Source organism: Erythrobacter sp. (assembly GCA_019739335.1).
Classification (GTDB): Bacteria; Pseudomonadota; Alphaproteobacteria; order Sphingomonadales; family Sphingomonadaceae; genus Alteraurantiacibacter.
Window position 1 is genome coordinate 319,135 of the sequence record CP073261.1, and the last position, 14,206, is coordinate 333,340.

Sequence of the window (14,206 nt, forward strand, 5' to 3'; positions counted from 1 at the left end):
ACCAAGCTCGAAGTAACCCTTCGCTGGCGCTCGGGAGTTTCGACTCGAAACCGTCCCCCGGACGGTTTCGTGCAGTCGAAACTGGTGGGCGGTAACGGGCTCGAACCGCTGACCCTCTCGGTGTAAACGAGATGCTCTACCAACTGAGCTAACCGCCCCTGTGCTGCGAAGCAGCGCAGTTACGCAGGGGAGGCAGCGCGGTCAAGGCAGGATCTTTCGGCCATCTGGTGGGCATTGCAATTTACGCATTCGCCGACGCTGGGATCGGCTCGCTCTCGCTTTCGGGCCCGCACGGCAAGGGATCCGGCCACGGCAATTATGAGCGCGTGGGGGACTAGGGTATCCCCATTATCCAACGGGTCCCTGAACGGCTCGTATCCGCAGCGCCGAGGTCCTCGAAGCCTCACCGCTTTATTTCGACTATTGTCGAATTATCGCTTGACGAGATGGGGGTCTGGGAATATTTCGATTCTTATGGAAATAAAATCATCAGCAGCGGTCGAAGCCCTCGCCGCTCTCGCCCAGGAACACCGCCTGAAGCTGTTCCGGTTGCTCGTTCAGGCCGGAGAGAACGGTATGGCGGCAGGCGCGATCGCGACGGCGCTCGACGTTCCCAACTCGTCGCTCTCGTTTCATCTCGCCCACCTCGCGCGGGCTGGACTTATCCAGCAACGTCGGGAGGGGCGTTCACTGATTTACACTGCCGACTATGCGGCCATGAATGCCCTCGTTGGATTTCTCATGGAAAACTGCTGCGGCGGGGAAGATTGCGCTTCACCGGCTGACAGCGAGGCCCAGCCATCACAATCGGGAAGGAAAACCGCATGAAGCGATTGCACGTCCACGTCGGAGTGACCGACATCAGCCGGTCGATCGGCTTCTACTCCACCCTGTTCGGCACCGGGCCGACCGTGACCAAGCCCGATTACGCCAAGTGGATGCTCGACGATCCGCGGGTGAACTTCGCGATCTCGGCAAGCAATGTCACCAAGGGTATCGAGCATCTCGGCATCCAGGTGGACGACGGCGAAGAACTGGCCGAAGTCTACGGCCGCCTCAAGTCCGCTGACCGGCCGGTGATCGAGGAAGGCTGCACGACCTGCTGCTATGCCAGGTCGGAGAAAAGCTGGATCGCCGATCCTGACGGGGTCTTGTGGGAGGCGTTCCATACCACCGGCGGCTCGACCGTTTACGGGAACACCAGCGATCTCGCTGCTGTCGCAGATAGCGGAACCTGCTGCGGGCAGGTGGCGGCATGAGCACTTCCTACAACGTGCTGTTTCTCTGCACCGGCAATTCGGCCCGATCGGTGCTTGGCGAAGCGCTGATGAACGCCATGGGTGAAGGACGTTTCCGCGCCTACAGCGCGGGCAGCCAGCCCAAGGGCGAAGTCCATCCGATGACGATCGAGGTGCTCGACAGCTTCGGCTATCCGACCGCCGAGCTGCGCTCGAAGAACTGGCACGAGTTCACCCAGCCGGGCGCGCCGGAGTTCGATTTCATCTTCACCGTATGCGACAACGCGGCGGGAGAAAGCTGCCCCGTCTGGCCCGGAAAACCCCTCACCGCGCACTGGGGTCTGGAAGATCCCGCCGCCGTCGAAGGCGATGGCCAGCGGCAGGCGTTTATTGATGCGCTGGGCTATCTGAAGCGCCGGATCGAGCTGTTCCTGATGCTCCCCTATGCGAGAATCGACGACATGGCGATGCGCGGAAAGCTGGCGGCGATCGGCCGTGAGCAAGGCGCGAGCACGTTAGCAAAGGACGCGCAATGGGCAGCGACGTAAGCGAAAGTCGCCGGGTGATCCGAAGCCAGTGGGGAATGCCATCATGAGCCAGGCATCCGCAGCCGCTGCACCTGCTGCATCCCCGCTCGGCACTTTCGAGCGCTTCCTCTCGCTCTGGGTGATGCTCGCCATCCTTGCGGGCTTGGCCATTGGCCTGCTCGCTCCCGGCACCGTGACCGTGCTGGCAGACCTTGAATATGCCTCGGTCAACCTAGTGGTTGCGGTGCTGATCTGGGCGATGATCTTCCCGATGATGGTGGGCGTCGATTTCGCCAGCATCAGGGACATCGGTCGCAAGCCGAAGGGGCTGGTCATCACCCTGGTGATCAACTGGCTGGTCAAGCCCTTCACCATGGCGGCACTCGCGGTCCTGTTCTTCGATTACCTCTATGCCGGCTTCATCCCGGCAGACGATGCCCAGCAATACATTGCCGGGCTGATCCTGCTCGGCGCAGCCCCCTGCACCGCGATGGTGTTCGTCTGGTCGCAGATGACCAGGGGAGATCCCGCCTATACGCTGGTGCAGATCTCCGTGAACGACCTGATCATGATCGTGGCCTTCGCGCCGATTGTCGCCCTGCTGCTGGGCGTGACCGACATCGTGGTGCCGTGGGAAACGCTGTTGCTGTCGGTCCTGCTCTATGTGGTGATTCCGCTGGTCGCGGGTGCCTTAGTCCGGCGGCGGGTGATCGCCACGCATGGCGGGGACGCGGCGGCGGTCGATATGTTCACCGCGAAGCTGAAGCCGTGGTCGGTAATCGGGCTGCTGGCCACCGTGGTGCTGCTGTTTGCATTCCAGGCGAGCATCATCGTCTCCAATCCCCTGCTGATCGCGCTGATCGCCGTCCCGATCATCATCCAGTCCTATGCCATTTTCGCCGTCGCCTACGCCTGGGCCTTCGCCTGGAAAGTCCCGCATAACATCGCTGCGCCCTGCGCCATGATTGGAACATCGAACTTCTTCGAGTTGGCCGTCGCCGTGGCGATCGGCCTGTTCGGGCTTTCGAGCGGGGCAGCGCTGGCAACGGTAGTGGGTGTGCTGGTCGAAGTGCCGGTGATGCTCTCGCTCGTTGCTTACGCCAACCACACGCGCGCCCGCTTTCCGGGAGGAGCGGCATGAGTGCTGGACACAGCGGGCAGCGCCTTCGCACGCTTGCCGATGCCGACTACTTGCCTGCGCTCCAGCCGGAGTATGCCTATCGGCGACCTGCTGTCGGGCTCGGCCCGCTCGATCCGTCGCCGCGCGTGCTGCTGCTATATGGGTCTCTGCGAGAGCGGTCCTATTCGCGGTTGGCAGTCGAGGAAACGGCGCGCCTGCTGCAATACTTCGGCTGCGAGACCCGCATCTTCGATCCATCCGATCTTCCCTTGCCCGATCAGGTCAAGGACGATGACCACCCTGCGGTCCGCAAGCTGCGCGAGCATTCGCTATGGTCCGAGGCGCACGTCTGGTGCAGCCCCGAACGCCACGGTCAGATCACCGGCATCATGAAAACGCAGATTGACCACCTGCCGCTGGCCTACAAGGGCCTCCGCCCCACACAGGGCCGCGCGCTGGCAGTGATGCAGGTAAGCGCCGGATCGCAGAGCTTCAACAGCGTGAACACCTTGCGCATTCTCGGCCGCTGGATGCGCATGTTCACCATCCCCAACCAGTCCTCGGTCGCCAAGGCGTATGAGGAGTTCGACGAGAACGGACGCATGAAGCCGTCGAGCTACTACGATCGCATCGTGGATGTGGTGGAGGAACTGGTCCGCTTCACCGTGCTACTTCGCCCCCACGCCGACCAGCTCGTCGATCGGTATTCGGAGCGCAAGGACAAGGACCAGCCCGTCGAGACGCAGGTCGAGGCGGCCGGACTGGTCCGGGAGTAGCGCCGATCGGTCATAGATTCGTTTTCCCGCAGGCTCGGCGCAGCGAGGAGTCATAAATGAGCCGCAGCAGCCCGCTAGTCGATCGGCAAAGTGACGAAGTCGCCATCCCACATGGAGTCCTTATCTTGAAGCATCCATTCATGAAGCTGGCCCTGCCGCTTCTCTTTCTCGTTCCCGGCCCCCTTGCCGCACAGCAAGCGACGGATACCGAGACCTATCGCCAGCAGGGCGAAGCGGAACTGGAAGCGCGCCGTGCAGCAGCGAGCCGCCCGGATCGGGCGCGCAATGTGATCATCTTCATTGGCGACGGGATGGGAGTCTCCACCATCACCGCCGCGCGCATCCTCGCTGGCCAGCAGGCCGGGGTCGATGGCGAGTCCTATATCACCGCCATGGACGAGCTCGAACACACCGCGATGGTGCGAACCTATTCGCATGACGGGCAGGTCTCCGACAGCGCTCCAACGGCGACAGCAATCCTGGCGGGCGTCAAGACGCGCAACAGTGTGATCGGCCTGGGACCGGAAGCCGTGGTGGACGACTGCGCTTCGGGAATGGCACACCGGGTGCCGTCGCTGCTGGGCATGGCGCAGGAGGCAGGGCTCGCTACCGGTATCGTCACGACAACGTCGATCACCCACGCGACCCCGGCCGCAGGTTATGCACACACCCCGCAACGCGACTGGGAGTCCGATGCGCGTATGCCCGCCGAAGCCTTGGAGCAAGGATGCGTCGATATTGCCCGCCAGCTCGTCGAAGGACCGGTCGGCTCCCGGCTTCAGGTGATTCTGGGCGGCGGTCGCAGCGCATTCATGTCGGCAACAGTGGCCGATCCCGAATATGCAGACAGGTCCGGTGATCGGCGTGACGGACGCGATCTGGTCGCGCAATGGCAGGCCGCCAATCCGCGCGGAACCTTTGCCTGGAACGCCGCGCAGTTGTCCGGCTTCGACGTGGCTGGAAGTGAGAGCCTGCTGGGCCTGTTCGAGCCAGGCCACATGCAATACGAAGCCGACCGGTCGGCAGACCCTGCTGGCGAACCATCGCTGGCCGACATGGTGGAGCTCGCCGTGCGGCGGCTTTCAAACGGCCCCCAAGGGTATGTCCTGCTGATCGAGGGCGGACGGATCGACCATGCTCATCATGCCGGAAACGCCTATCGCGCCTTGAGCGATGCGGTAGCCATGGACGAAGCCGTCGCCAGGGTGATGGGCATGGTGGATCTGAACGATACCCTCGTCGTCACCACAGCCGACCATAGCCACACCTTGACCATGAGTGGCTACCCCCAACGCGGCAATTCGATCATGGGGACCGTGGCCTTCGGCGAGCCGATCCTTGCGCGCGATGGCATGGCCTACACCACGCTGGCTTATGCCAACGGGCCAGGCTCTCAAGTCGGTCAGACACGTTCAGACCCGGCCCACGAGGATACCGGGGCGATCGATTACCGGCAGCAGGCTCTTATCCCGCTTTCCAGCGAGACCCATGGCGGTGAGGACGTCGTGGTGCGGGCCTCCGGTCCGGGCGCGCGCCTCTTCAGCGGCACGTTGGAGCAGCACACGATCTTCTACATCATGCGCGATGCACTGTTTGGGTCGAGGGAAGCTCGGGCATCAAATTAGGCGGCGTGCGTCGGTGCTTCTCCGGCGCTTGAGGGCGAGCTGGCACATGCATTGGGTCCGCGAACCGGCCCTCCAGCTTGGATCGGATTTACATAGGTTAATAACATTCCAGTAGTTTCAACAACTTCCGTCGGCTCCCCACCCGTGCGATCTGGAGCCCAGGGAGGGCACTTATGCGCATTGTTTGTTCGAGAAGAGTAGTTGATCCGGTTGATGGGGAGTTCTCGCAAGAAGCCGGCCGTCGCAGTGAAATTCGGATTCAAACCGTTCTGCGCGTGGGTCGCGTGATTGCAGAAGGAGATGAGGGATTGGTACGGGTTCGGAACCTATCCAATCAGGGTGCCCGCCTCCAACTGCAAATTCCCGTGGAAATTGGAGATTTGTTGACGCTCGAGCTTTCCGACGACGCGATGATGTCGGGGCGGGTAGTTTGGTCCACGGAAGGCAATTGCGGCCTGGTTTTCGACAAAGAAATCGATTGCGCTGATTTGCTCGGGCGACTGGCAAGCCAAAGCAAGAGCGGTGCGTGCCGCGCCGTGAGGTTGCCGATTTCCTTGCCAGCAGTGATCCGCAGCGAGCAAGGGCTGCGCCGAACCGTGGTCGAGGACATCTCCCAACGTGGTATGAAACTCAGGCACGACGATCGCTTTGTAGAGGGCCTGCGCGTCAGTGTTACGCTTCCTTCAGGCCTCGAGCGTTGCGGGGTAGTGCGCTGGACCAAGAACGACGTTGCGGGCGTTATGCTGCTAGACCCCTTCAGTCCGCAGGAACTTGGATCCGCCAAGAAGCTCTAGCTGCGCACCTTATGCCTCCGTTTGTGAGGCTGCACCATCTTTTGCGCAGTTATCTAAGCGCTGAGAGACCGAAGATATGGGATTTCCGAGAATGAAAGCGGCACGGGCCGCGTTCCGTCCAAACGCACTTTCAAGAGAATAGCTGGAGAAAGCTAGATGAATTGTCCGGTGGATTCCCCTGTCCGCGATGTACCGCACGAGCAGGATACAAGCCTGCGCTCAAGGGCAGAAAAGCGCAGCAATGCGATTGCCGAATACGATATCCTCGACAGCGGCCCTGAGCTAGAATTCGACAGCATCGTCATGCTTGTCGCCCAGATATTCGGTACGCAATCGGCTGCGATCAGCTTCGTCGATACCGACCGACAGTGGTTCAAGGCCAGGTGTGGCATAAAGCCAAGCGAAACGCCTATCTCAGCTTCGTTCTGCGCGCATACCATCGAAGTTGACGACATTCTGGTGATCAAAGACGCGCGGGCAGACCCGCGTTTCGCCACCAACCCGCTCGTCACAACTGAACCGTTCGTAAGGTTCTACGCCGGAGTGCGCATTTTTTCCTCTGACCGCATTCCGATCGCGGCCTTGTGTGTCTTCGATCCACAGGCCCGCCCGGAAGGGCTGACAAACCTGGAAAGGAGGACGCTAAAAGTTTTAGCCTCACAGGTCGAAGTCCTGCTGGAAATGCGACGGTTGGTGATGGAGCGCAATGGTCAGGTCATCGCCCAATCGGCCTTGTCAAAAAGACTAAGACATGTTGCTGAACATGACGAACTGACTGGATTGCCCAATCGTGGACTGTTCCAGAAGCGGCTAGCGGATGCCATCCGGAAGGCGGACCAAGACGAGAGTCGCGTGGCATTGATGATGGTCGATGTCGACCACTTCAAGCAGATCAATGACTCGCTGGGTCACGATGTGGGCGATGCTCTCCTGCGCAGCTTTGCCAGAAGACTTCGCTCCACCGTCCGCAAGAGCGATACCGTGGCAAGGCTTGGGGGAGACGAATTTGGCATCCTGCTTGGCGAGTTCAGTCGAGAAGAGGAGGTCACCGAAATTGTCCAATCGCTCATCAATCGCTTGCACGAACCGATCACGCATCGTGGGCGACTGGTTGAATGCAGGGCCAGCATCGGCATTGCCATTTATCCCGACCATTCGGACACTGCCGAAGGCCTGACGAAATGTTCGGATCTTGCGCTTGGCGAGGCCAAACAGTCGCGCGGTTGTGCCGAAACCTTCAGGCGCGACATGACCGAGGAATTCGAGCTCGAAACCCAGAAGCTCTCAGTTGCCAGGCGAGCATTGGCGGAAGAAAATGTCATTGCCCATTATCAGCCCAAGATCGACCTCAATTCAGGCACACTCGTCGGCTTTGAAGCATTGGCCCGATGTAGGAGCAGCGAACGCACACCGATGCTGCCAGAAAGCTTCTTGCCCGCGTTTGAAAACCGCGAGTTGGCCGTCGAAATCAGTCGGCAGATGGTTGCCAGGGTCCTCGATGACGTTTGCGGGTGGGTCAGTCGTGGAATAAAATTCGGGCATGTCGCCATCAACACCGGTGCTGCCGACTTTCTTTCTGATGATTTTGCCGAGAGCCTGCTGGCGCAAATCGAGAGGCGCGGATTGAACCCAAGCGTGATCGAGGTGGAGATTACCGAAGGCGTGTTTCTTGGCCGGGGCTCCCATCATGTGGCACGTGCTCTTTCCCTTCTGAGCCAGGCCGGCGTGCGCATTGCACTCGATGACTTTGGCACCGGTTACGCCTCGCTTACCCATCTGAGGGAATTTCGTGTGGACGTGCTGAAGGTCGATCGAACCTTTGTCGCGGGGATCGGGAAGAATCCGGATGATACGGCAATCGTGCGGGCGCTTATCGGCCTAGGGAACAGCCTTGGTATCGAAACTGTGGGCGAAGGTATCGAGACCAACGAGCAGGCCGCATTCATGCGGACGCATGGTTGCGACGTGGGCCAAGGGTACCTTTTCAGCCCTGCAGAACCCCGCGCAAGAGTTCCCCTCCTCGTTTCGCAGTTTGCGAAAAGGGCAGCCGCATGATCTTACCGTTTCCCACTGCCGAACGACGCACGGAAAAGGAGGATTGCATAGCACTTACATCGCTCCTGTATGTCAGCAAAAGCACCATCCCTTCGGCCGAAGCAGAGGAAGAGATTGCCCGGATTGTCGCCACGGCTCACGCGCGAAATCCTGGCTCCGGGGTAACGGGAGCCCTGCTATTTGCGGGCGAGCATTTTGCGCAAGTTCTCGAAGGCAGCAAGGGTACTGTCGATCGACTGATGGTGAACATCGACCGCGATCCGAGACACGCACAGGTCGCGATAGTCGATCAAATGCCGATCAAAGAACGGCGCTTTCCCGATTGGAGCCTAGCCTACTTTGGCCCCAGCCAATTCGTGTCCAGACACGTCACCCGGTTGCTCGGAGATCCGACACCCGGAGATCACCGGCGTGCCTCGCGATGGCTCAATGAACTGCTACGTGAGTTTGCTGGGAGCCGGTAGCTGGGTCGGGGCTGCTTTCTTGCGCCTCAGCCTAGACTGGTATCAGAAGTGAAATTCTGCTCCGGCGGAGCTTCTTTCCTCCCAGCAGACTCAGCTGGGGTGCATGTCTGGATGGGTTTACCTTGCAGTGGCGTTTCATTGCGCCCGGGAGGCCAATATAGAGCGGACCCATCGAGAGCTATGACCACCCGATGTTCGAAAAGCCGAATTCACTTGTTGGTTGCCCGAGACCGGCGGCATCCTCCGCTTATCTTGATCAGAACTCATGATGGACAAAGCTGTCCGAGGCATGATGCAGCTAGAGAAAAGCCGGGGTGGAGAGCATTGTGCCGCAACGGCAAGCACGCGGGATCGCGAACGTTCAGAGGCGACGCACAATTGCCTTGGCCTAGTCTTCTATAACCGAAAAATTCTCGAGTGTGTGAAATCTGACCATCGACACAGCGAAGGCAAAATTGGACCCGGAAAAGGGTGGCACCCCTCCGTAAGCGGAACATTCGGCAGATGATACTTATCTGCTGCCTTGTTCAGATCACTTCAACGGATCACCTCATAAGCCATGGAAATCGTGGTGAGCCCGACAGGATTCGAACCTGTGACCCGCTGATTAAAAGTTAGTATTGCTACCGGGGGCGCGGAGCAACCACACTCCCACAACCCACGGTTTTCAAGCATTCTTCTTCTCTCCTGTTGTAAAACGTTATGAGAAGTTATAGCGATCCTGATTGCTATCTGATTGCTGAAAGGGGTCCAATGGCAACTGCGCTGATCTCGAAACGAACTGTCGATGATGCCAAGCCAGGCCCGCGCGACCAGTTCGTTTGGGATACCGCGACGGCGGGTTTCGGGCTGAAAGTGACCCCAGCCGGCCGCAAGACCTATGTCTTCCAATATCGAATTGCGCGACCCGGCGAAGCTGATCGAACCCATCCCATCCGCTACACGATCGGAAGGCATGGGAGCCTCACACCGGAGCAAGCGCGCCGCCGCGCGAAGGAACTGGCGGCTCTTGTGGATTGCGGCATATGTCCGCGCGAGCGGGACCGCGATGCATTTGCGGCGGCGGATGAGGCCCAGCGCGAAGCTTTTGACAATGCACGGCTGGAAGGCGAACTGGCCTTCGAAAGGATAGCGGACCTCTGGCTCGACCATTACGAGCACGAAAAGGAGCGCCGCCCCTCCAGTGTGCGCTTGGCCAAGCTGGTAGTGAATGGCCACCTTAAGCCCGTCCTCACCGGCAAGCCGATGCCTCACATTGACCGCGAGGAGATTCAGCCGATTATCGACGCCATCCCCGCTCGCCAGCGCGCCATGCGCAGGGCGGTTTTTGCTTATGCCTCCGTCCTGTTCGGCTGGGCACATAAGCGCGGTGATATTGCAGCCAACCCGCTTTCTGGCATGGTGAAGCCCGATGCACCAAAGGCCCGCGACCGGGTATTGTCAGACTTCGAACTTGCAGCGGTGTGGCAGGGCGCGAGCGATCTAGCCAACCCCTTCGGCGCCTTTTTCCGGCTCTTGATCCTCACCGGCCAGCGACGCTCCGAAGTGGCAGGCATCGGCTGGGCCGAATTGGACCGGTCGACCGCGACTTGGACGATCCCAGCCGCGCGAGCGAAGAACGGCGTCGCCCATATCGTGCCACTCGCTCCCGCCGCAGTTGCCGAACTCGATCGACTATCCAGAGCCGAGCATGGCGAGACCGATGAACCAGCCGAGAAATGGCCCAAGACAGGCCTCGTGCTTACCACCACCGGCATCACTCCGATCAGTGGCATAACGAAAGCGAAGGCGGCTCTGGATGACAGGATCGCGAAGGATTGCGAGGAGCCCATTCCCGGCTGGCGCATCCATGACTTGCGCCGAACCCTCGCCACCGGCTTCCAACGGCTCGGGGTGCGTTACGAGGTTACAGAGGCTGTCCTGAACCATGTGAGCGGCGCAAAAGGCGGCGTTGCCGGGATCTATCAGCGCCACACGTGGAAGGACGAGAAGCGAACGGCCCTCGATGCATGGGCGCATCATGTGACTTCCCTCGCCACCCCCATCGATGCGAACAAGGTCGTGTCGATCAGCGAGGCCAAGAAATCGGCGTAAGCCGGTACAAAGCGGGGGTCTGAGAAGCGGCTACTTCTCCGACCCCCTAACCAACACCGACACTAGGAGTCGACAGAATGGCTGAAACACAGATAGGGGCGAATTCAGAGCCCGTCACGATTAACCCGGTTGTCGCGCGCGTCCTGAGCGGCTTTGATCGACAGGAATTGTCTGCCTTCATTGCGATCGGCATTGAGATTGTCGATGCCTTGGACGGAGATGCCGATCTTGAGGATGATGACCCTTCCGGCGTCCATGACGAGGATGGCGCGAACACCTTGCTTGGCGATCGAACATTCCTCGGGGATCGGGGGCCAGGCTGCCCAATAAGCGACCCGGACGGGTGCCCGGCTGGCGATGATGGCTGCGCACCGTTTTTGAGAGCTGGAACGGTCCATTGGGGGCCAGCCGACGAAGACGCGGATTTCGAGATGCCAATTCAACCAGCCGAAACACTGAATCCAGAAGGCAAGGATTGCCAGTTGGGATAAGCGGCGCGATAGTCGCGAACGACGGGCTAGGCTTAGCGGCCGAATAGCGCGCTTCCCACGCGCCGCCCGTCGCCTTTTTTGGGACCGCTAGGGAGGCGGACCTTGTGCAATAAGATTTCAGTGGCACTTGCGACCGCTTTCTCTGAATTGTCACAAGCGGCCGACCTCATGCCGGATGAACCACCGACCGATACCCGGCAATGTCTCGCCACAATGAACCAAGTGCTGATCCGCTTCGAGAGATTGCTGCAGATTTTACACCAAGAAGGCTTTGGCGAGATCGCCGCCCTTTGGAGAGGTGCACTCGTAGCCGAGGTGAATGCTGGGATGAAGCGTGAACCGGACGAAATCCCGATTGGCGAGCAGCGCGCGTTAATCGCCGCGGCGCTCCGACGAGCCGAATTCAGCCTACCGCTCAATGGCGAACGCGACACACCAATGGAGCGCGCCGCATCGGCGACGGACCTTTTCATCGAAACCATTAATGAAGTCGGACCCGATGCGACCGAAGAAGAATGGATTGCCTCCTTCACTCATCACTACAAAAGGATGGTGGATTCGGCTGGTGATCCGTCCAAGGATTACGAGCGTGTCCACAAGTCAATTTGCCGCTTCAAAAAGCAGCTTCGAAGCCGGCCGCTTTTCCGCTTCGACGCCCAGGCACTCCGTTTCAACGAAGTGAGTTTTGAAGAGGCTGCGCATGGTTTGAGCGATAAAAAAGGGCGACCACGGAAGAACTGAAACTGTTGTCCCGTTTTTCGGTCTGATCGCTCGTTTATGCCGACCTCATCAAACCACAGATGAGGCCAGAAAATGCCAGACATCCTCAAAACCGACGAAGCCGCCAACTATCTCCGGCTCGGCCAGTCGACCCTCAATAACTACCGTACCAGCGGGGATGGCCCCCGCTTTTCGAAGCTCGGCGGTGCCGTTCGCTACCGCAAAGCCGATCTCGATGAATGGATCGAGAGCCGCCTCGTAAGCAGCACCAGCGAAGCCGCCTGACATGGCTGCGCGCGCGGGCGAGATGAGCAGCCGCCAAGCCTGCGAAATCACCGATGCCATCGGGATCGCGCCGGGGCTCATCACCATCACCGGGCGGCCGGGAGAGGTCAGTCTTGAGGTCTTTGGTCGCCGCGATCTTGAGCAATGGAATACAACATTGCCCGGCGATGAGCCGAATACCGCATTGGCCACACAGCGCGCGCTAGGCCTCGCGATGATGCACGGCTTGCCGATACTCATCCGCTTCATTTCGAAGGGCGCGCACTGATGACGACGCATCACCTTCGCGCATCACATGCCGAGTTCGGCGATCTCTATGCCGCCTGGAACCCGAGCGTTGCCCATGTCGAGCCGGGAGTGCGATCCAGCCGCTTCGCTGCTCGGCTGGCACCATTTCGAAGCAGGGATGATGCGGAGCGCGCGCTTATGTGCGCTGGCGCCGTCCTGAGCCCTGTCGAGTTCACCTGATGAAGAAACAGGGGCACTTCTTCATTGTCGACCTGCCAACATTCGATGCGGTTTGCAAAATGGAGGACCCGGACGCGACCGCCGCCTATCTGGTGCTCGCCGCCGGGACACAAGGGGCCGGAAAAGTCACATCATGGAGCCGCGAGGCAATCGCAACGCGTCTTGGCTTCAACTGGCGCAAAGCAGATGAATGTGTCGCCCGCTTGGTCGATCGGGGCTTTGTCAGGTGGATAACCAAATCTTCGCGGCGCGCGCGCCTGGAACTGCCTATTTATGAAACGCGCCAAAAGCCGTCCGTCGCCGAAGGCCGCGTCCTGAACCTAGTCCAAGAGGGCATGCACCCGAAAAGCGACACGGAAATTCGCGCAGCCTCTCGGCTTTGCGGCATGGGTTGGCTGGCCTCGATAGAGGATGGCTGGTGCGCGATCGATGAGCGACAAATCGTGGCAGCGTTTCTACCTCTCTCGCTTCTTGGCGATGGGAAAGGCATCGCGACAGAAACACCCTGCATCATCGAGAGAATTCGGAAGGGGCGCGATGCCATGGCCTTCCACCTGTTGGCGCACCTGTATGCTGCTCAGGATCTCGCTCACCTTGGCGGGGTAGACAGTCGCCTTCTCCGGAAAACCTTCGACAAGGAGCAGGTATTCGCCACTGCAGACAAGATCGTATGGAAGTTCGAAGGCGGGCGGGACTGGGTAAATTGGACGACTGAAACGATCCCTCACCGTGGCAAAGGCGAAGGTAGAGGGGAGAAATACTTCGAGCGAGTTCAATTACTTGAAGATGCCGGCGCCATCGAATGGCTGATCGCGCTCGCCGAGGACCAGGCGCACAACGCAACAATCATCTACCCCGTAGCAATCCTGCGGCACGGCAAGATTGTTTTGCAGGAGCCAGAAAGCCTCACCGGACAATTCGCCACAGCCGCGGCTGTGGAGATCGCCGAACGTGGCGAGGCACCCGGTTATTGGCACCAACCCGGTCGATACCTGCTCACCACAGACCGGCTCTACCGACAGGCTTCATTGATCGGCATCCCGCGTCTGCGCGCTCGCGCCCGCACGGAGAATGCAAAGCGCTGGATGGCTGATCGAATGGCGAACTGCAGCGAGTGGGAGGATTACTTCCGGAAGGTGCTTATCGGCCATAACAGCGATAAATTGGATGCGCTGGAACGGGCGAAAAGCAGACTTCAATGCGAGTTCAATGCGACTTCAACGATACCTCAATGTGACCTCAATGTTTCCAGTGAGTCAGCTATGCACGATGCCGTGCTTCGCACGTGCGCATCCGGGGGGATGCGCTCATGAGATTGCTGATCGACCTGCATGGTGTTATACATGGTCAACACACCGGGAGCCCGCTCAATGATGACCCCACGAATGGCATTTCGGGACGCCGAACGGATCCTTTCCATCGGTCGCGACCATGCCGACGTCCGGCCCCTTCACGCGCCCACTGTGCTCCGGTTCCCTGTCGAGCGGACGCGCCAGCCCACGCGCTGACTTTCCCTGCCAAGCGGAGTGGGCATCGCCCGCCGTTGGGC

At 59.9% G+C, this 14,206-nt stretch carries 15 protein-coding genes and 1 tRNA gene; 14 read left to right on the plus strand and 2 right to left on the minus strand.

Annotated features, from left to right (window positions below; genetic code table 11):
• Nucleotides 1-82: 82 nt before the first annotated feature.
• Nucleotides 83-158, minus strand: a tRNA-Val gene (locus JY451_01615).
• A 322-nt stretch (nucleotides 159-480) separates the two neighbouring features.
• On the opposite strand from JY451_01615, the gene JY451_01620 reads away from it, so the two are divergent.
• From JY451_01620 to JY451_01665, 10 genes are all read left to right on the plus strand, one after another.
• Nucleotides 481-828, plus strand: coding sequence for a helix-turn-helix transcriptional regulator (locus JY451_01620; GenBank protein ID QZH76497.1), 348 nt, complete (start codon nucleotides 481-483; stop codon nucleotides 826-828).
• The gene (locus JY451_01625; GenBank protein ID QZH75351.1) at nucleotides 825-1,259 is read left to right on the plus strand and encodes a VOC family protein; all 435 of its coding nucleotides are present in this window, start codon (nucleotides 825-827) and stop codon (nucleotides 1,257-1,259) included. Before JY451_01620 ends, JY451_01625 begins: the two co-directional genes overlap by 4 nt.
• Nucleotides 1,256-1,786, plus strand: coding sequence for an arsenate reductase ArsC (locus JY451_01630; protein ID QZH75352.1), 531 nt, complete (start codon nucleotides 1,256-1,258; stop codon nucleotides 1,784-1,786). Before JY451_01625 ends, JY451_01630 begins: the two co-directional genes overlap by 4 nt.
• 43 nt (nucleotides 1,787-1,829) lie before the next feature.
• On the plus strand, nucleotides 1,830-2,906 hold the full coding sequence (arsB, locus tag JY451_01635) for an ACR3 family arsenite efflux transporter (GenBank protein ID QZH75353.1): 1,077 nt from the start codon (nucleotides 1,830-1,832) through the stop codon (nucleotides 2,904-2,906).
• Complete coding sequence (gene arsH, locus JY451_01640) at nucleotides 2,903-3,661, plus strand: arsenical resistance protein ArsH (GenBank protein QZH75354.1); 759 nt, start codon at nucleotides 2,903-2,905, stop codon at nucleotides 3,659-3,661. The genes arsB and arsH overlap by 4 nt, the downstream gene beginning before the upstream one ends.
• Before the next feature lie 125 nt (nucleotides 3,662-3,786).
• Nucleotides 3,787-5,286 carry an alkaline phosphatase gene (locus JY451_01645; protein QZH75355.1) on the plus strand — a complete coding sequence of 500 codons (1,500 nt, stop codon included), beginning with the start codon at nucleotides 3,787-3,789 and terminating at the stop codon, nucleotides 5,284-5,286.
• 173 nt (nucleotides 5,287-5,459) lie between these two features.
• Complete coding sequence (locus JY451_01650) at nucleotides 5,460-6,080, plus strand: PilZ domain-containing protein (protein QZH75356.1); 621 nt, start codon at nucleotides 5,460-5,462, stop codon at nucleotides 6,078-6,080.
• Between the two features lie 168 nt (nucleotides 6,081-6,248).
• Nucleotides 6,249-8,135 (plus strand): EAL domain-containing protein, encoded by a 1,887-nt coding sequence (locus JY451_01655; GenBank protein ID QZH75357.1) that lies wholly within the window; start codon nucleotides 6,249-6,251, stop codon nucleotides 8,133-8,135.
• The gene (locus JY451_01660; GenBank protein QZH75358.1) at nucleotides 8,132-8,599 is read left to right on the plus strand and encodes a BLUF domain-containing protein; all 468 of its coding nucleotides are present in this window, start codon (nucleotides 8,132-8,134) and stop codon (nucleotides 8,597-8,599) included. Before JY451_01655 ends, JY451_01660 begins: the two co-directional genes overlap by 4 nt.
• 753 nt (nucleotides 8,600-9,352) lie before the next feature.
• A complete protein-coding gene (locus JY451_01665) occupies nucleotides 9,353-10,693 on the plus strand; it encodes a site-specific integrase (GenBank protein ID QZH75359.1) in 1,341 nt (446 codons plus the stop codon).
• A 104-nt stretch (nucleotides 10,694-10,797) separates the two neighbouring features.
• Here JY451_01665 and JY451_01670 read toward each other — a convergent pair whose 3' ends face one another.
• Nucleotides 10,798-11,091 carry a hypothetical protein gene (locus tag JY451_01670; GenBank protein ID QZH75360.1) on the minus strand — a complete coding sequence of 98 codons (294 nt, stop codon included), beginning with the start codon at nucleotides 11,089-11,091 and terminating at the stop codon, nucleotides 10,798-10,800.
• A gap of 195 nt (nucleotides 11,092-11,286) precedes the next feature.
• On the opposite strand from JY451_01670, the gene JY451_01675 reads away from it, so the two are divergent.
• The 4 genes from JY451_01675 to JY451_01690 all read left to right on the plus strand — a co-directional run bounded on the left by JY451_01675 (nucleotide 11,287) and on the right by JY451_01690 (nucleotide 13,970).
• Nucleotides 11,287-11,925, plus strand: a complete 639-nt coding sequence (locus tag JY451_01675) for a hypothetical protein (GenBank protein QZH75361.1) — start codon at nucleotides 11,287-11,289, stop codon at nucleotides 11,923-11,925.
• A 72-nt stretch (nucleotides 11,926-11,997) separates the two neighbouring features.
• Entirely contained in the window at nucleotides 11,998-12,189 is a 192-nt protein-coding gene (locus JY451_01680; protein ID QZH75362.1) for a helix-turn-helix domain-containing protein, read from the plus strand.
• 1 nt (nucleotide 12,190) lies between these two features.
• A complete protein-coding gene (locus tag JY451_01685) occupies nucleotides 12,191-12,457 on the plus strand; it encodes a hypothetical protein (protein QZH75363.1) in 267 nt (88 codons plus the stop codon).
• A 199-nt stretch (nucleotides 12,458-12,656) separates the two neighbouring features.
• Nucleotides 12,657-13,970 carry a hypothetical protein gene (locus tag JY451_01690; GenBank protein ID QZH75364.1) on the plus strand — a complete coding sequence of 438 codons (1,314 nt, stop codon included), beginning with the start codon at nucleotides 12,657-12,659 and terminating at the stop codon, nucleotides 13,968-13,970.
• Nucleotides 13,971-14,206 lie beyond the last annotated feature (236 nt).